Source organism: Acinetobacter sp. YH12076, from assembly GCF_013419525.1.
GTDB lineage: Bacteria > Pseudomonadota > Gammaproteobacteria > Pseudomonadales > Moraxellaceae > Acinetobacter > Acinetobacter amyesii.
The window spans coordinates 1-22,301 of the sequence record NZ_VOZY01000007.1; the positions used below are offsets into that span (position 1 = coordinate 1).

At 39.4% G+C, this 22,301-nt stretch carries 21 protein-coding genes; 11 read left to right on the plus strand and 10 right to left on the minus strand.

What is annotated here, in order from left to right; genetic code table 11:
* The first annotated feature begins 383 nt into the window (after nucleotides 1-383).
* From FTU22_RS08220 to FTU22_RS08240, 5 genes are all read left to right on the plus strand, one after another.
* On the plus strand, nucleotides 384-950 hold the full coding sequence (locus FTU22_RS08220) for a hypothetical protein (RefSeq protein ID WP_180093877.1): 567 nt from the start codon (nucleotides 384-386) through the stop codon (nucleotides 948-950).
* Nucleotides 951-1,047: 97 nt separating this feature from the next.
* On the plus strand, nucleotides 1,048-2,010 hold the full coding sequence (puuE, locus tag FTU22_RS08225) for an allantoinase PuuE (RefSeq protein WP_180093878.1): 963 nt from the start codon (nucleotides 1,048-1,050) through the stop codon (nucleotides 2,008-2,010).
* 143 nt (nucleotides 2,011-2,153) lie between these two features.
* Complete coding sequence (uraD, locus tag FTU22_RS08230; RefSeq protein WP_180093879.1) at nucleotides 2,154-2,657, plus strand: 2-oxo-4-hydroxy-4-carboxy-5-ureidoimidazoline decarboxylase; 504 nt, start codon at nucleotides 2,154-2,156, stop codon at nucleotides 2,655-2,657.
* Nucleotides 2,654-2,974, plus strand: coding sequence for a hydroxyisourate hydrolase (gene uraH, locus FTU22_RS08235; protein ID WP_180059856.1), 321 nt, complete (start codon nucleotides 2,654-2,656; stop codon nucleotides 2,972-2,974). Before uraD ends, uraH begins: the two co-directional genes overlap by 4 nt.
* A gap of 30 nt (nucleotides 2,975-3,004) precedes the next feature.
* Nucleotides 3,005-4,384, plus strand: a complete 1,380-nt coding sequence (locus FTU22_RS08240; protein WP_180079082.1) for a nucleobase:cation symporter-2 family protein — start codon at nucleotides 3,005-3,007, stop codon at nucleotides 4,382-4,384.
* Nucleotides 4,385-4,587: 203 nt separating this feature from the next.
* Here FTU22_RS08240 and FTU22_RS08245 read toward each other — a convergent pair whose 3' ends face one another.
* Together FTU22_RS08245 and alc are read right to left on the minus strand one after the other, a co-directional pair.
* The gene (locus tag FTU22_RS08245) at nucleotides 4,588-5,088 is read right to left on the minus strand and encodes an ureidoglycolate lyase (protein ID WP_180035231.1); all 501 of its coding nucleotides are present in this window, start codon (nucleotides 5,086-5,088) and stop codon (nucleotides 4,588-4,590) included.
* 90 nt (nucleotides 5,089-5,178) lie between these two features.
* Nucleotides 5,179-6,186, minus strand: a complete 1,008-nt coding sequence (alc, locus tag FTU22_RS08250) for an allantoicase (protein ID WP_180079083.1) — start codon at nucleotides 6,184-6,186, stop codon at nucleotides 5,179-5,181.
* A gap of 208 nt (nucleotides 6,187-6,394) precedes the next feature.
* On the opposite strand from alc, the gene hpxO reads away from it, so the two are divergent.
* Entirely contained in the window at nucleotides 6,395-7,552 is a 1,158-nt protein-coding gene (hpxO, locus tag FTU22_RS08255) for an FAD-dependent urate hydroxylase HpxO (RefSeq protein ID WP_180079084.1), read from the plus strand.
* Between the two features lie 106 nt (nucleotides 7,553-7,658).
* On the opposite strand, the gene FTU22_RS08260 is transcribed toward hpxO, so the two are convergent.
* Nucleotides 7,659-8,588, minus strand: a complete 930-nt coding sequence (locus FTU22_RS08260) for a LysR family transcriptional regulator (RefSeq protein ID WP_180079085.1) — start codon at nucleotides 8,586-8,588, stop codon at nucleotides 7,659-7,661.
* 247 nt (nucleotides 8,589-8,835) lie between these two features.
* Between FTU22_RS08260 and FTU22_RS08265 the strand changes: the two genes are divergently transcribed.
* On the plus strand, nucleotides 8,836-9,891 hold the full coding sequence (locus FTU22_RS08265) for an aromatic ring-hydroxylating dioxygenase subunit alpha (RefSeq protein WP_180079086.1): 1,056 nt from the start codon (nucleotides 8,836-8,838) through the stop codon (nucleotides 9,889-9,891).
* 84 nt (nucleotides 9,892-9,975) lie between these two features.
* Here FTU22_RS08265 and FTU22_RS08270 read toward each other — a convergent pair whose 3' ends face one another.
* Complete coding sequence (locus FTU22_RS08270) at nucleotides 9,976-10,416, minus strand: DUF2147 domain-containing protein (RefSeq protein WP_078190743.1); 441 nt, start codon at nucleotides 10,414-10,416, stop codon at nucleotides 9,976-9,978.
* Between the two features lie 524 nt (nucleotides 10,417-10,940).
* On the opposite strand from FTU22_RS08270, the gene FTU22_RS08275 reads away from it, so the two are divergent.
* Together FTU22_RS08275 and hcaR are read left to right on the plus strand one after the other, a co-directional pair.
* On the plus strand, nucleotides 10,941-11,777 hold the full coding sequence (locus FTU22_RS08275; protein WP_180093880.1) for an SDR family oxidoreductase: 837 nt from the start codon (nucleotides 10,941-10,943) through the stop codon (nucleotides 11,775-11,777).
* 312 nt (nucleotides 11,778-12,089) lie between these two features.
* The gene (gene hcaR / locus FTU22_RS08280; protein WP_180093881.1) at nucleotides 12,090-12,983 is read left to right on the plus strand and encodes a DNA-binding transcriptional regulator HcaR; all 894 of its coding nucleotides are present in this window, start codon (nucleotides 12,090-12,092) and stop codon (nucleotides 12,981-12,983) included.
* Between the two features lie 379 nt (nucleotides 12,984-13,362).
* Here hcaR and benE read toward each other — a convergent pair whose 3' ends face one another.
* The 6 genes from benE to catA all read right to left on the minus strand — a co-directional run bounded on the left by benE (nucleotide 13,363) and on the right by catA (nucleotide 19,470).
* On the minus strand, nucleotides 13,363-14,586 hold the full coding sequence (gene benE, locus FTU22_RS08285) for a benzoate/H(+) symporter BenE (protein ID WP_180093883.1): 1,224 nt from the start codon (nucleotides 14,584-14,586) through the stop codon (nucleotides 13,363-13,365).
* A gap of 63 nt (nucleotides 14,587-14,649) precedes the next feature.
* A complete protein-coding gene (gene benD, locus FTU22_RS08290; protein ID WP_180093885.1) occupies nucleotides 14,650-15,435 on the minus strand; it encodes a benzoate diol dehydrogenase BenD in 786 nt (261 codons plus the stop codon).
* Between the two features lie 14 nt (nucleotides 15,436-15,449).
* Nucleotides 15,450-16,466 carry a benzoate 1,2-dioxygenase electron transfer component BenC gene (gene benC, locus FTU22_RS08295; protein ID WP_180093887.1) on the minus strand — a complete coding sequence of 339 codons (1,017 nt, stop codon included), beginning with the start codon at nucleotides 16,464-16,466 and terminating at the stop codon, nucleotides 15,450-15,452.
* 94 nt (nucleotides 16,467-16,560) lie between these two features.
* On the minus strand, nucleotides 16,561-17,070 hold the full coding sequence (gene benB / locus FTU22_RS08300; protein ID WP_180079092.1) for a benzoate 1,2-dioxygenase small subunit: 510 nt from the start codon (nucleotides 17,068-17,070) through the stop codon (nucleotides 16,561-16,563).
* On the minus strand, nucleotides 17,067-18,464 hold the full coding sequence (benA, locus tag FTU22_RS08305; protein ID WP_180093889.1) for a benzoate 1,2-dioxygenase large subunit: 1,398 nt from the start codon (nucleotides 18,462-18,464) through the stop codon (nucleotides 17,067-17,069). The genes benB and benA overlap by 4 nt, the downstream gene beginning before the upstream one ends.
* Nucleotides 18,465-18,549: 85 nt before the next feature.
* Nucleotides 18,550-19,470 (minus strand): catechol 1,2-dioxygenase, encoded by a 921-nt coding sequence (catA, locus tag FTU22_RS08310; protein WP_111884643.1) that lies wholly within the window; start codon nucleotides 19,468-19,470, stop codon nucleotides 18,550-18,552.
* A gap of 281 nt (nucleotides 19,471-19,751) precedes the next feature.
* Here catA and FTU22_RS08315 point away from each other — a divergent pair, with 281 nt between their 5' ends.
* Both FTU22_RS08315 and FTU22_RS08320 read left to right on the plus strand, forming a co-directional pair.
* Entirely contained in the window at nucleotides 19,752-20,666 is a 915-nt protein-coding gene (locus tag FTU22_RS08315; protein WP_180027179.1) for a LysR family transcriptional regulator, read from the plus strand.
* 191 nt (nucleotides 20,667-20,857) lie between these two features.
* Nucleotides 20,858-22,231, plus strand: a complete 1,374-nt coding sequence (locus tag FTU22_RS08320; RefSeq protein ID WP_180093891.1) for an MFS transporter — start codon at nucleotides 20,858-20,860, stop codon at nucleotides 22,229-22,231.
* The last annotated feature ends 70 nt before the right edge of the window (nucleotides 22,232-22,301 follow it).

Below are 22,301 nucleotides of genomic sequence, written 5' to 3' on the forward strand. Positions count from 1 at the left end.
AACTGTGTTTCAGAAAGCTTCTTTGAATCGATATATTTCATCCGCAGATTATGCATGAATATTTAAAATTCTTCGGTACAAATAATCAGCAAGAGACTGTTCGTTTTTTGATTTATGAAAGAGGCTTTATAGCTATACCATTAAAAAATTACTAGATTAAACAAACAATGAGAATGCATATTTTTTTGAATTCCTTACTTACGATGTATTGTTCAATTTCAATATTTATGGTCATTTTTATATATTTTTTATCTAATTGGTAAATATGGAAAAAACATTTTACATTCATTGGCTTAATATCATTTTTAATACTGGCAATTTGTTTTTACTTTAAATATAACGAAAAATTGAATGATGATGATATTTTGTTCAAGCAGTTACCAATGAAAGTACGGTTACCAATAAGTACTTCAAATCTACTATTTTTAAACCTAAATTTGGGTTTTATCTTATTTATATTGGCAGTGCTTACAATAGTAATTACAGCTAATATATGGTTTATTACACTTTGTATTTTTATTATTTGGAATGCAATAATTTATCATCCTCATATTTGGTTTGTAGATTCTATTGATTTAAAACAAGATATAAAAAATAAAACAAATGAATTTGAGAGTGTAAGACAGGAGAAAGGTGATTTTGAATATTTTAATGATGGTTTCACTTACACTACAACTGGGCCTGAAATAAGCACTAAAACTATATTATGGAAAAATATTCAAAGTATAGATGTCGTACGCCAAGATCTTGGAACCATTGATGAGATTCAGCTCTATATATTGTGTTCAAATACAATCATTTATATTGCCGAAAATACACCGGGTTATTACTATTTCATTGATCAACTGCATCAGAATTTTCCAGAAATAGATGAAATTTGGCAAATTTCAATCATTGCAGATGATTCAGGGCAACCATTCAATATTTTAAAAAAAGGCAATGGTCTCTGATATGAAAAGCTATTTAGCCATCTATGACATTGGCGCATAATTTGCTTGCTTCTACCTAATTTTTTTACTGTTTGATATAACAAATTAGGAAGTTGAAGTGACTACAGGCTACTTACGTGGACAAGACTTAATTGACCAGATCCAACAACAGGATTATTCCAGAGACCTAATTGGATATCATGGCGATGTACCTCAAGTCGTATGGCCTAATCAGGCACGTATCGCAGTGCAGTTCGTGTTGAACTATGAAGAAGGTGGAGAAAACCACATCGAACATGGGGATGCAGGATCAGAACAATTCTTATCCGATATTATTGGAGCGGCCAGTTTTCCTGCCAAACATATGTCGATGGACTCGATGTATGAATATGGCTCCAGAGCCGGTTTTTGGCGGATTCATGAAGAATTTAAAAAACGTGATTTACCCATGACGGTCTTTGGCGTTGGTATGGCTTTAGCACGCAATCCTTATATTGTCGATGCGATCAAACAAACCAATTATGATGTCGTTTCACATGGTCAACGCTGGTTACATTATCAGGATATGCCGATAGAGTTGGAACGTCAGCACATGGATCAGGCAATTAGTGTGCTTGAAGCATTATTTGGAAAGACGCCTATTGGTTGGTACACAGGGCGTGACAGTCCCAACACACGTCAGCTATTGGCTGAATTTCCACAAATCAAATATGACTGCGATCACTATGGTGATGATTTACCTTTTTGGAGTCATTTGACGAATGAAAGTGGTCAAACCCGTCCACATTTAATTATTCCTTACACACTTGAAAGCAATGATATGAAGTTTTGTTCACCGGGTGGTTTCAACAGTGGTGAACAGTTTTATCAATATCTTAAAGATGCTTTTGATGTGCTATATGCAGAAGGTGAAAGCGCGCCAAAAATGTTATCGATTGGGATGCATTGTCGTATTTTAGGGCGACCAGGCCGTTTTAAAGCACTACAACGATTCTTAGATTATGTGCAATCACATGAAAAAGTCTGGATCTGTCGCCGTGGTGATATCGCGGAACATTGGTATACACATCATGCAGTCTAATAAAAAAATATTTGGATAAAGAGGAGCTTAGCTCCTCTTTTTTTAGGCCTGAACTTAGGTAACTGACATCATAGACCTAGGTTGGCACTGATATTGCAAAACTAAATTTGAACAATCATTCAATAATTTTAGGCGATTTTATAGTGCAACTTGTTGAATTTAATCAAGCATCCGAAGCAGATGTAAAAACTTTTTTAAAGCACTGTGTGCAAATTGAAGGCTGGGCAGAACACATTGTGGCGCAGCGCCCTTATACCTCTGTCACGCATATCACAGAGCAAGCAGTAAAAGCTGCAAATGCTTGGACTTGGGATGAAATCAAAAATGCTCTAGATAACCATCCACGGATTGGTGAAAAAAAGGCACAGGCTGAATTAAGTAGTTTGGAGCAACAATTTTCTAATCGAGAACAGTCTGAAATTTCAGCAGATGAAGAAACTCAATTTGCATTGCTCAAAGGCAATATGGCGTATGAGAAAAAGTACGGTTATCTCTTTTTAATCAAAGCTTCAGGCCTCAGTAGTGAAGATGTACTGCAGGCGCTGCAATATCGATTATTGAATGATCCTGAAACCGAAAAACGAATTGTTCATCATCAATTGGCTGAAATTGCCTTATTAAGATTAAAACAGGAGCTTAGCATATGATTAGCTCACATATTTTAGATACCAATCTGGGTAAACCTGCAGTGAACGTCAGCATTCAATTATTTAATGCACACGGAGAGTTGCTAGGTTCAGCCCAAACCAATGCTGATGGTCGCGTTAATGATTTTGCGCTGAAGGACTTTACAGCAGGGGCTTATAGCCTTGAATTTGCGACAGCTGAATATTTTCAAACTTTAAATACAGAAACCTTTTTTCCAAAAGCTGTGATTCATTTTTATGTAAAAGATTCCTCACAGCATTTTCATATTCCATTACTCATCAGCCCATTTGCATATTCAACGTATCGTGGCAGCTAAGAGCAAAGTTAAAAAATAAGGGATATAAAAATGGCAGAACAAGATAAAACAGTTTCACCAGAACATGAATATTTAGGCGCAGGGAAAAGCCTTGCCTATGGTCTACAGCATGTATTAACCATGTATGGCGGTATTATCGCTCCGCCATTGATTATTGGTACAGCCGCGGGACTTGAACCTGCGCAAATCGGTTTATTGATTGCGGCAGCGCTTTTTGTGGGTGGCTTGGCGACCATACTACAAACCGTAGGTGTAAAATATATCGGTGCAAAATTACCCTTAGTTCAAGGGGTTTCATTTGCAGGTGTGGCGACGATGATTGCCATAGTAACCGCAGGCGGTGGCCTTTCTGCTGTTTATGGCGCGGTGATTGTTGCATCCCTAATAGGATTTTTCCTAGCACCTTATTTTTCAAAAATTATTCGTTTTTTCCCACCGATTGTGACTGGCTGTGTGATCACTGTGATTGGTCTTTCATTGCTGCCTGTAGCGGTACGCTGGATGATGGGGGGGAACAATAAAGCACCAGACTGGGGAAGTGCTGAGAACATCAGCTTGGCATTTTTGACTTTGGGTATTGTGATTGCGCTGAACTTAACCCGTAATGCAACCATCCGACGTTTATCTATTTTGTTAGCCATCGTTTTCGGTACAGTGCTCGCTTATGCCTTTGGCTTTGGAGATTTTTCTAAAGTTGCAAATGGTAACTGGATTCAATTTCCAAGCTTCTTTGCTTTCGGTATGCCAACTTTTGAGTTAAGTGCCATTATTGCCATGCTGATCGTGACTTTAGTCATTATGACTGAAACGACGGCAGACATTATTGCTGTCGGTGAAATTGTTGGTACTAAAGTAGATGCTGAGCGTATTACCAATGGCTTACGCGCTGATATGCTATCTAGTGCAGCAGCACCAATCTTCGGTTCATTCATGCAAAGTGCTTTTGCACAAAATGTCGGTTTAGTAGCGATTACAGGCGTGAAAAGTCGCTTTGTTGTCGCAGCGGGTGGGATGATCTTGGTCGTATTAGGCGTTCTGCCAATTATGGGGCGACTGATTGCAGCGATTCCAGTCCCTGTCTTAGGCGGTGCAGGTTTAGTTTTGTTTGGAACAGTTGCGGCAAGTGGTATTCGTACCTTGGCGAAAATTGACTATAACGAGCAAAAGAATCTCATCATAGTTGCGACTGCGATTGCAGCAGGAATGATTCCAATTATCGATCATTCTTTCTATGCAAACTTCCCGAAATGGGTGCAAACACTCTTTCATTCAGGCATTAGTTCGACTTGTTTGATGGCGATTATTTTAAATATTGTGTTCAATCATCTGAATTTATTTAAAAATAAAGAAGTGACTATGAGCAAAGATCAGGTTAAAAAACCAAGCATGGCGATAGATGTGCAACATTAATCATGGCAGATTTTAAGTCTTAAACCTCACGATGATTCATAAAATAAAAACTTTATAGTTTAAAAAAGCCCTCGAAGTAGAGGGCTTTTTTATTGCGATATTTTTTAATTAAACTATATCAATAGGTTAAATAAAGAATGTATTAACAGATGGTTAAGTGATTTTTAGTCTATTTAACTGTAAGTATTTAAGCTAAAAATACATTAATTTGAAATGTGAATAGGCGTTGGGAACTGAAACACATCACAATTATGCCCAGCGCCAATACGATCGATAACGGCAAAGCTACTCGGTGCTTCGAGTGTTAGGAGAGGATGATGCCATGTTCCTGCACGATAATTGACTCCTTGGCTACCATCAGTAATGAAAGCATATAGCTGTGTAAGATCGGGACTGTGATCATCTAACGCAGGTGCAACAACCACTAAAAAAGCCTGTGCTTGCATTGGAATAAAAGCTTGCGAGCCGTTGGGATGACGCTCCAACATCGAAATCGTAAAAGGCAACTCAGTAGTTTTGATATTTCTAAAGAGGCTAATTCCAGCAACCGCATCACCTGAAATTTCTGTTTCTACGAGGGCATGATATCGCTCTGTATGTGCGTCATTGATGTGGAAAAAATCATGTCCAGTCGTACAAATAACCTCACCAAAAGGCGCAAAGCCTTCAATACTTAGAGCTTGTATTTTTATGCTGTGTGTCATGTTTAGATATCTTATAGGGCATTTAATTAAAAAAAATTGAAACCATACACATAGGAAGCACGAAGGCTTCCTATTTGATTAACACTGCAATTAAGGATGTATTTTTCCCCATAACCGTATGCGACTAATCCCCCCGTCAGGAATCATATTGATGCGGATATGCGATATTTTTTCATGCTTTAAAATCTCACTAACGAAGCTATGAATATGATCCATCTGCATGTCTTGTGCGTCGAGCAAAAACGGCCAGAACATACTTTGCGGAATCAGTTGAGGGTCAGTGGCATCTTCTACATAAATCGCTTGTATGGAAACCTGCGCAGGGAAGTTGCCTTTAAAATGGGCAGTATCAATATCAATTTTCTCTATTGCACCAGATTGGCCCAAAGCCAAAATGCACCAGTCAAAACCTGGTGCACGGCGACGTTTAGTTTCCCAACCATCTCCCATATTGATGCCGCGACCAGGGTTAATTATGTTTCGTGGATGTCCAAAATGAGCATCACTATAAGCAATAACACGTCCACCATTTTCTAGTGCAACGAGGTCTAATGTGCTCATACTGTCTTGAATTTGAACCTGAACTTCACCATAGACTTTAAATCGTGCAATACCGCCGTCTGGATATATATTTAAACGCACATGGGTAAAAACCTGATCAGTTGAGACCTTCAATATATGGTGTTGGCTCGGGCCCAATACGGTATTGCCTAAGATATTGACCCATGCTGCCTGTGCTAGTTCACCACTCGGTGCAAAGCAGGCTTCAACTGATGCGGAAGCTGGATAATTCCCAGTAAAGAATGTTGTATCAATATCTAAGGCTTGAATTCGGCCAGCAACACCGAGTTGGATAATTGCCCAATCATAACCTGCATGGCGTTTACGACGCGTTTCCCAACCATCCATCCATTTGCCATGCTCATCAAATTTATCTTCGACAAAGATAGGTGCATTAAATTGAAGCATGCGTTTTGCTTCTGCAAAAAAATCATCTGAACATTCAAGTATTTTTGCACCAATACGGTCATCTGCTAAATTTGTAAGTGTCTGTAATTGTGCAGGAATATCAAAACTTGGTGCGAGTAAAGTCGCCATATATAAAATCCATTCACTATTTTCATTTAAAACATATGCATTTTGTTTTTAGTGTTAAAAATTTAACATTTGATAAAAACTAGCATTTACACGTGTTTAGAAGCACAGCCTGTGCCAACTTTAGAATTTTTTATTGTTTGTTTGAAAAAATGGCATGCTTTTCGCTTTTTAGGAGAAAGATATTTAAAAAAACACAGGGGAGTTATAGATGGACATTACAATTATTGGTGCAGGTATGGCGGGCCTAACGACTGGGATCGCTTTGAAAAAATTTGGACACCAAGTAACCATCTATGAACAGGCAGAACAAATTTTACCTGTTGGAGCCGCCATTTCTTTATGGTCTAACGGTGTCAAATGTTTGAACTATTTGGGGCTAACCGAACAAGTCGAAAAGCTCGGTGGCAAGATGGATCATTTAGCCTATATCGATGGCTTAACGGGCGATGTTATGACGCAGTTTAGTCTGTTTCCTTTAATCGAAGAAGTTGGACAGCGACCTTATCCCGTTTCACGTGCTGACTTACAAAATATGCTTATGGATGAATTTGGTCGTGAGAATATTCATCTAGGCAAAAAAATGGTGAGCTTCTCAGAACAAGATGATCAAGTGATCACACATTTTGCTGACGGAAGTGAGGTTCTGGCTGATTTATTGGTTGGCGCCGATGGTACACATTCATTGACACGGGCGTATGTATTGGGGGAACAAGTTGAGCGCCGCTATGCAGGTTATGTCAATTGGAACGGTTTAGTCGATATTTCAGAAGAATTTGCTGCGGCAGATCAATGGACGACATTTGTAGGAGAAGGTAAACGTGTTTCGCTGATGCCCGTTGCCGACAATCGATTCTATTTCTTCTTTGATGTCCCTTTAGCAGCAGGCTTAGAAAATGACCGAACACAATATAAGGCTTTATTTAAAGAATACTTTAAGGGCTGGTGTGAACCGGTTCAAAAGCTAATTGATGCTGTAGATGCCCAAAAAACCAATCGGGTAGAAATTCATGATATTGAACCTTTTGCAGATTTCTACAAAGGTCGTGTGGTGATTGTGGGTGATGCAGCACACAGCACAACGCCGGATATTGGACAAGGCGGCTGCCAAGCAATGGAAGACGCAATATATTTAGCCCGTTCTTTGCAAATCAATACTTTAGGGTTGCAAGATTCATTGCGTCGTTATCAAAATAAACGTAATGAACGTGCCAATGAATTGGTTCTGCGAGCGCGTAAGCGTTGTGATGTAACCCATATGAAAGATGTAAGCGTAACGCGCGAATGGTATGCAGAACTGCGTAAGGAACAAGGCAATCATATTATGAAAGGTATTATCAGTAATATTGTAGGTAATCCATTGGATTAAAAAAATAAACTAATAAAACTTTAGCTTTCAGCAGCCAGTACGGGTTATTCGCACTGGCATTTTTTTTTCAAAAAATTAAGTGACAAAAAAAGCCTAAATAATGGTTTTAGGGGTTCAAAGATTTTAAATTGATCTTAATTTCTTCCATTTTTTCCACCAAAAGATTAATCATGATCTGAGAAATTCGAGAGGTTTGGCGCTTGGATGCGACACATAAAGCGATGGTCAAACTGTGTAAGCCTTTTTCACGGATTGGTTTAAAAATAATCTTATTATTCTCAAGCAGTGGCAAAGCATCCATGTATGACATCAAACTGATGCCTAATTGTTGCTGAACCAATGACAATATCATTCTAATGTCATTACATTCGATCTTTTGAATCGGACTAAACTTATGATGTTTATATAAAGTCTGTACATATTCACTAATAATGAGTGGTTCACTCGGTAAAATATGCCGTTCATTTAACGTATCTGAAAGATAAATTTTATCCATTCCACCCAGGGTATGATGCGGCGACATCACAAAGCCTAACGGAATTTCTATAAAGGATAAAATCTCTAATTGGCTATGGCTTTTGGGATTTAAGATAATGCCAAAATCTAATTCTGCATCGACGATTTTTCTGGATATATCATCACTGCTATTCATGTTGATGTTGAGGTTGATCCACGGATAAGTTTCAGCCATCTTTTGAATGCAGTCGACGACAAAACTGTCATTCAAAGCCGCAATAAAGCCCATTTCAATGTTTCCACGGTTTAAACCTTGGATTTCATCAAATCGAGTTCGTGTCAGTTGATATTCTTTTTGCCATTTTAATAAATCGGCATACAGTAATTCACCTGCAAGCGTCAGTTTTAAGCCCTGAGGTAATCGTTCAAATAGGGCAACCCCCAGTTCTTCCTCTGCCAAAACGATTTGTCGATGTACTGCCGAAACTGAAATAAAAAGTTGTTCAGCAGCTTTGCGTAGACTCCCAGTGCGTGCAACCGCCATAAAATATTCAGAAAATCTAGAAAAGGTAATCGACATACAGGCTTCAATCTCTATCGCGTGATCAGCGAATCATAATGTTATGTATTTTAAGCGATATTCATGCCAGCTTTATCAAATCAAGCAGTATTCAACACTTAATGTTCTACAAAACAGAACAATCTATGCAAATCATTCTAATAGACAGAAATGTGTTTGGATTTTAATTTCGACTTAGAAAATAAGGATTTAGTAAATTTTGATGATGCTAAATGCTGAAGAAATATTGAAAATGTCGAGATGAACTATGAATGCCATTCCAGTACTCAATTTATTTACCCAACCTCAGTGCAGTACATTTGATGCTAACGACTGGAATATTTTGGCGCAGCATTGGTATCCCGTTGCACGTGTAGAAGATGTTTCGACTGAACCGCAACAAGTGCAATTACTCGATGTAAAAATGGCGTTATATCAAACTGAAAGTGGAAAAATTCATTTGGTTCGTGACATTTGTCCACATCGAGGGGTGCCATTAACTAAAGGCTGGGTCAAGGGTGAAGACATTATTTGTCCATATCATGGTTTACATTATAACGGCGCAGGAAAGTGTGTAAAAATTCCCGCACAGCCAGAGCTGACTCAAATTTCAGAGCGTTTTTCATTAACTAAATTTCCAGTTGTATTGAAATATGGATTGGTGTGGACCAGTTTATTTAACCGAGACGAATCTACGGCCAATTTTCCAGATTTAGACACGTGGGATACCGAGCAGCACCAATCGATATTGCCACCTTATGTAGATATTGGTGGTTCAAGTGGGCGTCAGCTCGAAGGCTTTATTGATGTTGCACATTTCGCATGGGTGCATCATGAGAGCTTTGCAGACCGTGAAAATCCTAAAGTACAAAAATATTCCACAGTACGTACGGACTATGGACTACATACAGAATATCTCAGTGATGTGAGTAATTATCCGCATGACTTACAACATTTAGCGCCAGAAGATTTTTTATGGAAAAGAGCATTTGATGTCTATCCACCATTTTCAGCAATTTTAACCATCGATTTTCCTGAAAATGGGGTGTTGAAAATCTTAAATGCCTGTTGTCCTGTATCGCATAATAAAACCCGTTTATTTGTGCCTTTAACTCGTAATTTTGATACCACTGGCGATTTGCAAGCGGTCTATGATTTTAATGCACAAATTTTTGCTGAAGATCAGGACATGGTGGAAAGTCAAAAACCTGAGGAATTGCCACTGGATATCAGTATGGAGGCGCATTTCGAAGCAGATCGCTCATCCACAACGTATCGTCGCATATTAGCCGAATGGGGGCTAAGCAAACGTTATACGGTTTAATTTTATAGTCGAATAATTTCATTCTAGGTTTTCATACAAAAAAGCGACTCAATCGAGCCGCTTTTTGAATTTGTACACTAAGGATTAGTTTACACGTATCCATGTTTGGCTGCGTCCAAGCGCAGATACACCAATATAACCACGACCATTCAAAGTCTTGCCGTCATTCGACATTTTGGCATTGAAGCTATAGGTTTTACCATTTTTCGGGTCAGTAATTTTACCGCCGTCATAGGTATTTTTACCGGTATTTTTCAAACCATTCACGATTTGTACACCGAGTAATGGTTTATTGTGGAATTTACCAACACATTTTTGGCAGTTTTCTGCTTCACCCGGGGTGAGTACATCAACGATTTTTGCAGATAAAACGCCATTTGAGGTTTCGTTAAATTGAACTACAGATAAAGGTTTTTTTGTTTGGTCATCGATGGTTTTCCATTTAGTACCATGCAATGGATCAGCAGCCAAAGCTAAGCTAGACACCAGTGACAAACCGATTAGGCTAAGAGTTGTTTTTATCATTTTAGAACCTCTATTAAACATAGTAAGAGATGTGCATCCCTGATCTTCCAAAAGGTGGATACACAAGACTTGGAAAATTACAAAGCATCAGCCTTGCTGTCTTCAAGGGCTATATTCACAAAAAAATAAGTATATATTGTGGATTTTATATACTGATTTTGAATATCTAGAATCTGGATCGTGTAGAAAAATAGAATAAATGTTGAGCTTTGTTTATAACATTTGGGGTTTGTATCACTTTTATAAATATCAAACGCAGTTTGATTTAAAAGAATTGGAGCTACAATCCGTAAAAAAGCATGAGCTAAAAAGCTCATTAAAGCTTTTAATTTTTACTCTAATCATGGCGAATTACATTCATTTGATTTGAAGAAATAACGCTAAATAGCTATGTATAGCATTCATATTTTAGAATTAAATAAAATCATTTCATTCATAGATTAGAACTCGTTAAGCTTGTGCTATGAATAATACGAAAATGCGGCTTGATCACTGAACTGGATTAAGTGTGTATAGGAATAACGATGAAAAATTTTAACAACAAAGTCGCAGCCATTACTGGAGCAGGTTCAGGTATTGGACAGCAATTAGCCATTCAACTGGCTCAATCAGGTGCGCATCTAGCATTAAGTGATCGCAACCTCGACGGCCTTGCACAAACGGCTGAAATGATTAAGCACACCGGTGTGAAAATAACTCAGACCCAGTTAGATGTATCTGATCGTGCCGCTGTCGAGCAATGGGCGGCTGCAACCCAAGCTGAATTTGGTCAGATCAATTTGATCTTTAATAATGCGGGTGTCGCGCTAGCCAGTACAGTAGAAGGTATGCATTATGATGAAATTGAGTGGATTATGAATATCAATTTCTGGGGCGTGGTGTATGGGACAAAAGCATTTTTACCGTACTTAAGACAAAGTGGCGATGGACATATTGTGAATATTTCCAGCTTATTTGGTTTGACAGCTCAACCGACTCAAAGTGCCTATAATGCAACTAAGTTTGCAGTCCGTGGTTTTACAGAATCTTTACGTCAAGAATTAGACTTGGAAAATGTCGGAGTGAGCGCTACCTGCGTGCATCCGGGTGGAATTCGAACCAATATTGCAAATAGCGCACGTATGAGTGACAGTATTCGCGCGTTGGGTATGAATCCAGATAGAGCCACGAAAGCCTTTAATAAAGTGCTGAAAACACCGTCTGAAGTTGCAGCAAAAGTGATTTTAGATGCAGTGAAACAGAATAAACGTCGTGTTTTAATCGGCAATGACGCCAAAATCATTGATTTAATTCAGCGGATTGTACCTACACGTTATGCCCAAGCCATAGATTTGCTTAGTGGTAAGAAAAAACGTAAATAATTCAAAGATGAGTAAAAAAGGGATGATGCAACATGATCCCTTTTTTTTGATTCTGTATTGTCAAAATATTTATTTGAAAATGTATTTCTAATATGAATTTAGCAGTATTAAAGAAGATGCACTTTTGAAATCACAAAAATTTAGCATAAGTTCAATTGATTAAAAATTTTGAACTATTTAGAAGTAAAATATGAGAAAAAATGATATTTAAATAAAAAATGAACACTTCACCACAAAATATAAGACTATTTTAGCTTGCTAACGGAATTGTATTAAAAACGTCCTAAGGATTGGACTACACAGGTGACTTAAATGGAATTAAGACATTTAAAATATTTTGTCATGGTTGCACAAGAACTTAATTTTAGCCAAGCGGCCTTAAAACTTTATACGGCTCAGCCTTCTCTTAGCCAACAAATCAAAGACCTCGAAGAGTTTATTGGCGTACAGTTATTTATTCGCTCTAAACGTAAAGTTGAACTGACCGATGAAGGAATTGTGTTTTTAGAACATGCCAAAAACATTTTAGAAAGTGCCGATAAAGCAGTTGCAATGACGCGCCAAGTCAAAAAAGCCAAAGAGCAAAAAATCACCATTGGTTTTGTACCAGTTGCAGAAATGAAAATTTTTCCTTTTATTATTCCGAAACTCACAAAGATGTTTCCTGACTTAAAAGTTGAACTTTTGAGCTTAAATGACACGCAAATCGTCAGTGATTTACATAATGGACGTATTGATATCGCCATTTCTAGGGCAGATATTAATAACCATGAAATTTCGAGTTGGTTAATTTTTGAAGAGCCTTTGATTTTCTTGATGAATAATCAGCATCCGTTTGCAAATCAAAATAAAATATCAGTCAAATCTTTAGAAGAAATAGATTTTATTATTCCGGCTGAGGAAGTGTCGTCAGTTTTGCATCATAAGATTTTAAAATTTGCAGAAGACAAAAAGATCAACTTAAAAATCATCCAGCGCGCCAGTAATATTTTATTCAACATTAATTCAATCAATATCACACAGTCGTGTACGATTTTACCGAGTTATATTGCAGATATTGCTTATGAAAATATTATTGTCAAAAAGTTAGATACGGACCTTCCAACAATCAACTTATATATGAGTAAGCGCAGTACAAATTCATCACCTAGTGTACAAGCATTTATAAATTTAATTAACGATTTTTTTCATTTGAAGTTTGATTGAAGTTTATCATTTAGTTAAGTGATTCTATTCAATAAATAATCTTCTCAGGGGGGTAAAAACCTTTAAATTTACGCTGCTGATAAAGTTTATGTTGGTTCAAATTAGATGGTTTTTTTTAAACTAAGGCTAGGTGGCGATTACTTCATCATAAAAATTGAATCTGTGCGTTGCTATGCTTATTTGCCTAAAGGGTTCACTTGATTGCCAAAGTTGTAGAGCTTTTATTGACTGCTGTGGGATTAGATGTTCAAGAAGCTTTTGAAATCGCTCATCGAGAATTGCCTGAATTAACCGAAGTCTAAATGAAAGCATTTTATTTTTGATTAAACAAAGAAGATGTAATTTTCCATCTTCTTTGTATTAGCAATGCGTTTGGATATTATGAACTTTTAGAATCTTGAGCCGTTGTCATCGGCGCTTGTGTAGTTACACGGTTGGTCAAAATGACATGTGCCGCAACACCGATACAAATCCCCCAAAAAACTGAGCTTAGCCCTAAAAAATGCATACCTGATGCTGTCGCTAAAAAGGTAATCAGCGCTGCATCACGATTGGCTTCATTTTTCATCGCAACCGACATATTTGTTCCAATCGCTCCTAATAACGCTAGACCTGCAAGTGCAGCGACCAACTCTTTAGGTAATAGGCTAAATAACATGACAATGCTGCCTGCAAATAAGCCGCCTAAAATATAAAAAATACCATTGGCAATACCGGCTATATAGCGTTTTTCTTTCAGTTCATGTGCATCTTTGCCCATACACATGGCTGCGGTGATAGACGCTAAAACAATGGTAATGCCTCCGACACATGCGACAACGAGCGAGGCAATACTGGTCGCTGTAATAATGGGCTTAGCTGGCGTGTCATATCCACTGAGTTTCATGATCGCCATCCCCGGAAGAAATTGACCACTCAGACTGACTAAGATTAAGGGAATCGCCAAATTTAAAGTTGAGTTCCAAGTCCAAATTGGGGCAATAAACTGCGGTATAGCGAGTTGAAAATTCACATCAACAGGATTAATTTTTCCTAATGAAAAACTCAAAACGACTCCAGTCAGTAAGACCCAAATCATCGCGTAGCGTGGCGATAGTCTTTTAGAAATCAGAAAGACTAATAACATGCCAAAGACAATGATCGGCATACTATCTGTAGCAATGAACAGTCCAAGCCCAAACTGAAATAAAATACCTGCCATCATTCCCGCAGCGACATCTTGAGGAATCCATTTTAGGAGTTTGTCAAAATAGCCGGTGATTCCAATCAAAAATATAACGATAGCAGACGTGATATAAGCCGCTATGGCTTCATTCAGCGAAATATTCGGAAAGAGGGTGACTAAAAGAGCCGTACCGGGCGCTGACCACGCGGTAATTACCGGGGTTTTATATTTAATAGAGAGATAAATACCCGCCAGTGCTGCACCAATAGAAATCCCCCAAATCCATGAAATCATCATGGCTGGGGAGACTTGGGCTTTTTGTGCGGCTTGGAAAAAAATAATCAATGGGCCTGAATAGGAGATCAGCACGGCTAAAAATCCTGCAACCGTCGCTGAGATCGACCAATCTTCTTTTAATGTTTTTAACAGGGGTGCCATCGCTTTTGCCTCCATGCGACTATGTCAATGAGCCTGTTGAATTTAACCAATGATTTTTAGAGATTAACCTTGATCTCCACCACCAACAGGGACGACTGTTCCTGTCATATAAGATGAATCATCGGATGCCAAAAATAGGATGGCATTGACTTGTTCCTGAATTGTGCCATAGCGTCCCAAGAATGTACGGTCAATGGTTTGATCGACTACGTCTTGCATCCATTGTTTTTCATGATCTGACAATGGGTTTGCGTTTCTTGGTACTTTCCGTGGTGGCGCTTCTGTGCCACCTGTGGCTACGGCATTGACTCGAATACCATCTTTGGCATGCTCAAAAGCGAGTGCAGCGGTTAAGCCATTGACCCCACCTTTTGACGATGAATATGGCACACGGTTAATACCACGGGTTGCAATAGAAGATACATTCACAATCGTCCCTTGCTGATTTTTAATCATTTCAGGTAACACGGCTCGGCAGCACCACATAGTTGGAAATAATGAACGATTAACTTCCTTAATGATTTCTTCTTCTGAAAACTCTTGGAAGGGCTTCATCCAAATCGCACCTCCGACGTTATTGATCAAGATATCAATTCGGCCATATTTTTCAATGGCTTGGGTAGCAACTAATTGAGCGCCTGAATATGTTTCAAGATTGGCTTTAACAATAATGGCATCGCCATTATGGGCTTGAATATCGTTCAGCGTATCTTCAACAAAATCTGAAAGATCTGCCAATACCACTTGAGCGCCTTCTCGGGCCACTTGTAGTGCGACTCCACGACCGATACCTTGAGCGGCACCGGTTACAATGACAACTTTATTGCTAAATCTGGCTTGTTCTGACATTAAACTATTCTCCCTTAATTCGCTGAGAATTTTTCAAACAAGAAGTTTGCAGGTTTAACGCCTTCTGTATCTAACCAGCCACGTACAGCTTCAACCATCGGCACAGGACCACAGAGATAAATATCTACATCGCCGTTGTTTAACCAATCTTTTTCAACATGACTGGTCACATAGCCTTTACGTTCATGCTGTGACTCAGGGTGAGCGACCACAGTACGGTATTCGAACCACGGGAGTTTGCTTTGTAATTCATCGAGCTTGTCTTTTGCCACGATGTCAAAGTCATTGGTTACGCCAAATACAAGACGAACAGGTTGTTCAGAACCTTTTTCTTCAAGCACTTGTAACATGGACATAAACGGCGCAATACCTGTACCACCTGCAAGCATGACCACAGGGCGGACGACATTACGCAGATAAAAACTACCAAAAGGACCTTTGAAGGTCATTTTGTCGCCGGCTTTCGCATTGGCACTCAGGAAGGTACTCATTTTTCCTTCAGGGACATTACGAACCACGAAGCCTGTTAAACGATTGCCCGGCTTTGAACTAAACGAATACGAACGTGTTTCTTCAGTCCCCGGAATGCCGACATTGACGTATTGACCTGCCAAGAAGTTAATGTCAGGTTGATCTTCATCCAGTTGAATATCAAAGGTAATCGTAGAATCCGACATATTTTCAACACGAGACAATGTGCCTTGAAACTCATGAATTTCAGTTTTACACACGTCAGATGATGCACTGATTTGGAAAACCGCATCTGAACTTGGACGACATTGGCAAGCTAAAATATAACCTTGCTCAGCTTCTTCGGGGGTTAAAGCGTCTTCGATATAAGATTCTTCAGGCATGTCGTAAGTTCCCGACTCACAAAATGCACGGCATGTCCCACATGCGCCATCACGGCAATCTAGAGGGATATTGATTTTTTGACGATAGGCTGCGTCGGATAGGGTTTCACCTTGAGCAACACTAATAAAACGAGTAACGCCATCTTCAAATTGAAGTGCAACATTATGGTTTGACATGGCTGAATATCCTTTTGAAAATCTGGTATAACGTGTCCTTTCAGCCAAATATCCTTCTGGCTGAAAGTAAAACCTTGCTTAGTAAAATAAGCTTTTAGAGGTGATAAATATCAATAACTTGGTTGATATAATCGTTTTTCAGAACAACATATTTGCTGAGGATTTTTGGCTGCTCGCCTGAAAAATCAATTTCATAACGTGACATGCCAAAGTAGCTATAGTTGGTTTTGTAGCGGAAACTTAAGGTGTTCCAGTTAAAACGCACCGTTACTTTGTCACCATCACGTTCAATAATCTCGACGTTATTAATGTTATGGCTGGTTCGGGTATCTGGCATCGTGGCAGATGAACGCTCAGTTTTAATGCGGAAGACACGGTCTTCTAAACCTTGACGGTCTGGATAATAAATCAAAGAAATCTCAGACTGCGGATCTTCCGTTAGGCGGTCATCGTCATCCCAAGCCGGCATCCAAAATGATGCAGATGGGGCATAGCACTCTAGCCACTCATCCCACTTTTCATCATCTAAAAAACGCGCTTCGCGGTAGAGGAACTGAGATACAGCTTCAATGCTTACGCTGTCTAAATGTGCAGTTGCATTCATGCGACATCTCCTTGTTCATTTGCGACTTGTTCTGCCAATTCTTTTTCTTCAGCGATGGCATGTTTCATGGTTTTTAACCAATATTGATGCTGAGCAAGGTAAAGACCTTCATCTTCGGTTTTGATGCCACTTAATAGCGGTTTTAATCCAATTTCATTGGCTGCATCATCCGGTCCATGAATCCAGTGTTTTGAACCACGGCACATGTCGTTCCATTCCAATTCAATCCCTGCATAACCTGCTTGGCAGGCACGGAATTCTTCTAAATCGTCAGGTGTTGCCATGCCTGAAGCATTAAAGAAGTCTTCATATTGACGAATACGACGTGTACGTGCTTCTGGCTCTTCACCAACAGGGGCGATACAGTAAATGGTGACTTCAGTTTTATTGACAGAAATCGGGCGTAAAACGCGAATTTGTGAACCGAATTGATCCATCAAATAAACGTTTGGATAAATACATAGGTTACGTGAACGTTCAATCATCCATTTCGACATCGGCGCGCCAAATTTTTCGGTATATTCATCGGCTTTGCTAAAGTTTGGACGGTCTTCTGGGTTTGCCCATTGGGTCCATAACAACATGTGACCACTGTCAAAACCATAAGAACCACCACCTTGCTTGCCCCAAGAACCCGCACTCATGGCACGAATATTATCTGCCGCTTGTGCTTCTTTACGGTGCTGTGTGGTTGCTGCATAGTTCCAATGCACGGCTGAAACGTGATAGCCATCTGCGCCATTTTCAGCTGTCAGTTTCCAGTTACCTTCATAGGTATAGGTAGATGAACCACGTAAAACTTCCAAACCGTTTTCCGACTGACCTTCGATCATGTCGATAATTTTGGTGGTTTCACCCAAGAATTCTTCAAGGCTTGGCACATCAGGATTTAAGCTACCAAATAAAAAGCCTTTATAACTTTCAAAGCGTGCGACTTTTTTCAAGTCATGTGAACCATCTTGGTTAAAACAATCTGAATAACCGGCTTCGGCAGGGTCTTTAACTTTGAGCAATTTACCTGAGTTATTAAAGGTCCAACCATGGAATGGACAGGTATACGTCGCTTTGTTGCCTTTTTTATAACGACATAACTGTGCACCACGGTGTGAGCAGGCATTGATCATGGCATTCAGTTCACCATTACGGTTACGTGCAATGATGATCGGCTGGCGGCCAATATGAGTCGTGTAATAATCATTGTTATTTGGAATTTGGCTTTCATGTGCCAAATATACCCAGTTACCTTCAAAAATGTATTTCATTTCAAGATCAAACAACGCTTGATCGGTAAATACTGAGCGGTGCAGTTTAAATTCACCAGTGTCAAAATTATCGACAAGAAGTTCATCAATACGATCTAGATGGCTGGTGTTAATTACAGGAATACGTGGCATGTCCATTCTCCGACTGTCCAATGAGGGGATAGTCGCCGAGTTGTCATACTAGGATGAGACAGCTCGGCTTCCTTTGGGTGAGTAATTAAGCGCTAGCGCGTCGACGATCAACTTCAGTATTTGGTGCAGCAGCTTGTTCTTTAACTAACTCAACATTAAAGCTAATGTGTTTAAACGGCTGGTTTAGACCACGACGTGCAATTTCAGCTTCGTCTGTGACATCAACAGCAGTTGCCACCAGACCATCACGAGTTGCAAAGGCAAAGTCGTCCCAAAGGTATTTATCACCTTCGATGTTGAATTGAGTGGTTAGCTTGCGGTAACCTGGTGCAGAGATAAAATAATGTACATGTGATGGACGGTTACCATGACGGCCTAATTTGTCTAAAACAAATTGAGTTGTACCTTCTGGAGGGCAGCCATAACCAACGGGCATCGTGGTTTGTGCAACATATTTACCGTCTTGGTCAGAAAGAATCGTACGGCGAAGGTTAAAGTCAGATTGAGACTTATCAAAGAAAGAATAGTTACCTAGGCTGTTGGCATGCCAAATTTCAACTTTAGCGCCTTCAATGATGTTGCCTTCGGTATCTGTTACTGTACCTTCAATAAACAGTGTTGGAATTTTATCGGTTTCCGTACCATCATCCATACGAGCAAAGCCCACTGATTCAGGTGCGCCAGCCACATATAAAGGGCCTTCAATGGTACGTGGTGTACCACCTGTAATACCTGCTTTCGCATCAGCTTCATCCGCACGTAAATCAAGATAGTGCTCTAAACCTAAACCAGCGGCTAAAAGACCCAATTCGTTTGCTTGACCCGCGTCTGTAAAATACTCTAGACCTTTCCATAGTTCAGTTTGAGTAATATCCAGATCTTCAATCGCTTGGAATAAATCACCCAATAAACGTACCACAACTTGCTGTACACGTTGGTCAACAGGCCCTGTCGCTGTATCTACGTTCATTTGTTTAACCAGAACATCAATCTCTTGACGGTTCATACTATATCTCCTTAAGTATGCATTTAAGTATGGGTGGCTATCACTCGATAAAAGAGGTCTTTGGCTGCCACGTTCCTTGTTTGGTTGTCTAACAATACTTTTTAAGTTGTTTCGTGTAGCGGCTGAAGCTTCTTTCAGGTAATGCACTGCACGATGTTTTTGATCTGTTGGATGGGATTAAATTTGCTTAATCCTGTCTATGTGATATACCTTAAAAGAATAAAATCTTCACGTCGAAGATCAAATTTGCATTTTATTATACTTAATAGGTATCGATAACCATGGAACTAAGACACTTAAGATACTTTGTCGCGGTGGTTGAAGAGCAGAGTTTTACCAAAGCGGCAGAAAAACTATATATAGCTCAACCACCTTTGAGTCGGCAGATTCAAAATTTGGAACATGAGCTTGGAATTCAGTTATTTGAACGCGGTAGCCGTCCGCTTAAGACTACAGAAGCAGGTCAATTTTTTTATCATCATGCTTTAAAACTTTTGTCTAATGCAGAAGAAATTAAATCAATGACGAAACGAATCGGTTTGACAGAAAGAACAGTGACAATCGGTTTTGTGAGCTCTTTATTGTTTGGTTTACTCTCGAATATTTTGTATTTATTTAAACAACAACATCCTCATTTAAAAATAGAAATGGAGGAAATGGCGACCACTGAACAAATCAAAGCATTAAAAGAAGGCCGTATAGATGTCGGCTTTGGTCGATTGCGTATTTCAGACCCTGCAATTAAACGGGTTTTACTGCGTGAAGAACGCTTAGTAGTAGCCTTACACGCTAGTCACCCTTTGGCACAAAAAAAGGAAGGGGTATATCTTGCAGATCTGATCGATCAGCAATTGATTTTTTACCCAAATCACAACAAACCAAACTTTTCGACCCAAGTGCGTGGCATATTTTCAGAGTATGGTTTGGAACCTAAAAAAGTACGTGAAGTACGTGAATTACAACTGGCACTAGGCTTTGTTGCGGCGAACGAAGGGGTTTGTATTACCCCAATGAGTGCCCAAAGTGTGCAATTAACACATTTAACCTTTGTTCCTATCTTAGATGAAGCCGCGATTAGCCCTGTATTTATGGCTGTGCGTCATATGGATGAGAGCGAAGATATTCGTGGTTTATTTGATAGTGTTTATCAAGTATATGATTTAGAAGCGATTCCATATGATCGTGCTGTGTTTTGAGTATGCTGTCGCTAGACGTTCAGATGAACTGCAGTTATGAAATGATCTGTTTAAATAAAGCGGAATCAAGGGATTAATTTGTATTCAACTTTTTAGGTATACAAACATGCCTAATCGGTTTTGGACATTAAGCACCGACTTATTCATTGTGAAAAGCGAATTTTACAAGCTTCACAATTAGGAGGTGGGCTATGCAAAACCAGAAAATTAATATTAATACCTTGGTTGATGAAGCCAAATTTACGCCATTTCATTGGGGTGTTTTGATTTGGTGTCTTTTGATTATTATTTTTGACGGTTATGACTTGGTGATCTATGGCGTTGCCTTACCGTTGTTGATGCAAGAATGGTCCTTATCTGCGGTACAAGCCGGCTTACTGGCAAGTACGGCTTTATTTGGCATGATGTTTGGTGCCATGTGTTTTGGCACACTGTCGGATAAAATTGGTCGCAAAAAAACCATTATGATCTGTGTCGGTATCTTTAGTGGTTTTACCTTCTGCGGCGCTTTTGCAAGTACTCCCGTTGAGTTTGGTATTTTACGTTTTCTTGCCGGTCTAGGCATCGGTGGCGTTATGCCGAACGTTGTCGCATTAATGACAGAATACGCGCCAAAACGTATACGCAGTACCTTGGTTGCACTAATGTTTAGTGGTTATGCCATAGGTGGTATGGCTTCAGCGTTATTGGGTGCTTGGTTAGTGCCTGTATATGGCTGGAAAATCATGTTTTATATTGCGATTATTCCATGTCTTGCATTGCCTTTAATTTGGAAATTCCTCCCTGAATCATTGATGTATTTAACCTCAAAGCATCAAACAGATACGACTCGAACAATTGTCTCTAAAATTGCTTCTGAACAAGTCCTCACAACGGATACTCAATTTGTACTCAATGAAGTTTCTGAAGAAGACAAAGCACCGTTAAAAGCATTATTTCAACAAGGCCGTAGTTTCAGTACGTTCATGTTCTGGATTGCATTTTTCATGTGCTTATTGATGGTATATGCACTTGGAAGTTGGTTACCAAAATTGATGATTCAAGCTGGCTATTCGCTTGGTGCAAGTATGATTTTCCTCTTTGCGCTGAATATTGGTGGAATGGTAGGTGCTATTGGTGGTGGTGCTTTGGCAGACCGATTCCATATCAAAAAAGTACTGAGCATCATGTTCATGTGTGGCGCGTTGGCTTTAATCTTACTGGGCTTTAACAGTCCGCAAATGGTTCTGTATACCTTAATTGCTGTAGCAGGCGCAGCTACCATCGGTTCACAAATCTTACTTTATACCTTTGTCGCACAATACTACCCAACCACGGTACGTTCTACAGGTATGGGCTGGGCATCGGGTATTGGACGAATTGGTGCAATCGTTGGACCGGTACTTACTGGTGCGCTGTTAACCATGAATTTACCACACCAAATGAACTTCTTGGTGATAGCCATTCCCGGTGTCATTGCTTCTTTAGCAATATTTATGGTGAATTTGCAAGCGTCTGTAGAGGCATCTACTCAAGGTCAATCGCCAAAACTCAATACGCAAGCTATCAAAAATCCAGCGAATTAAGCCGATATTTAAAGATTTAACATTACCCCAAAATTTTAAGTTTCTAGGCCCTGATGCACAGCATGAGGGC

Excerpts from the sequence above, each read along its gene's own strand:
- benE (WP_180093883.1), bottom strand. The coding sequence starts at position 14,586 with ATGGCACCCCTGTTAAAAACATTAAAAGAAGATTGGTCGATCTCAGCG.
- benB (WP_180079092.1), bottom strand. The coding sequence starts at position 17,070 with ATGAATGCAACTGCACATTTAGACAGCGTAAGCATTGAAGCTGTATCT.
- FTU22_RS08245 (WP_180035231.1), bottom strand. The coding sequence starts at position 5,088 with ATGACACACAGCATAAAAATACAAGCTCTAAGTATTGAAGGCTTTGCG.
- benA (WP_180093889.1), bottom strand. The coding sequence starts at position 18,464 with ATGCCACGTATTCCTGTAATTAACACCAGCCATCTAGATCGTATTGAT.
- hpxO (WP_180079084.1), top strand. The coding sequence starts at position 6,395 with ATGGACATTACAATTATTGGTGCAGGTATGGCGGGCCTAACGACTGGG.
- FTU22_RS08260 (WP_180079085.1), bottom strand. The coding sequence starts at position 8,588 with ATGTCGATTACCTTTTCTAGATTTTCTGAATATTTTATGGCGGTTGCA.
- hcaR (WP_180093881.1), top strand. The coding sequence starts at position 12,090 with ATGGAATTAAGACATTTAAAATATTTTGTCATGGTTGCACAAGAACTT.
- alc (WP_180079083.1), bottom strand. The coding sequence starts at position 6,186 with ATGGCGACTTTACTCGCACCAAGTTTTGATATTCCTGCACAATTACAG.
- catA (WP_111884643.1), bottom strand. The coding sequence starts at position 19,470 with ATGAACCGTCAAGAGATTGATGTTCTGGTTAAACAAATGAACGTAGAT.
- benC (WP_180093887.1), bottom strand. The coding sequence starts at position 16,466 with ATGTCAAACCATAATGTTGCACTTCAATTTGAAGATGGCGTTACTCGT.
- FTU22_RS08315 (WP_180027179.1), top strand. The coding sequence starts at position 19,752 with ATGGAACTAAGACACTTAAGATACTTTGTCGCGGTGGTTGAAGAGCAG.
- uraH (WP_180059856.1), top strand. The coding sequence starts at position 2,654 with ATGATTAGCTCACATATTTTAGATACCAATCTGGGTAAACCTGCAGTG.
- FTU22_RS08275 (WP_180093880.1), top strand. The coding sequence starts at position 10,941 with ATGAAAAATTTTAACAACAAAGTCGCAGCCATTACTGGAGCAGGTTCA.
- FTU22_RS08240 (WP_180079082.1), top strand. The coding sequence starts at position 3,005 with ATGGCAGAACAAGATAAAACAGTTTCACCAGAACATGAATATTTAGGC.
- benD (WP_180093885.1), bottom strand. The coding sequence starts at position 15,435 with ATGTCAGAACAAGCCAGATTTAGCAATAAAGTTGTCATTGTAACCGGT.
- FTU22_RS08265 (WP_180079086.1), top strand. The coding sequence starts at position 8,836 with ATGAATGCCATTCCAGTACTCAATTTATTTACCCAACCTCAGTGCAGT.
- FTU22_RS08220 (WP_180093877.1), top strand. The coding sequence starts at position 384 with ATGAAAGTACGGTTACCAATAAGTACTTCAAATCTACTATTTTTAAAC.
- FTU22_RS08270 (WP_078190743.1), bottom strand. The coding sequence starts at position 10,416 with ATGATAAAAACAACTCTTAGCCTAATCGGTTTGTCACTGGTGTCTAGC.
- FTU22_RS08320 (WP_180093891.1), top strand. The coding sequence starts at position 20,858 with ATGCAAAACCAGAAAATTAATATTAATACCTTGGTTGATGAAGCCAAA.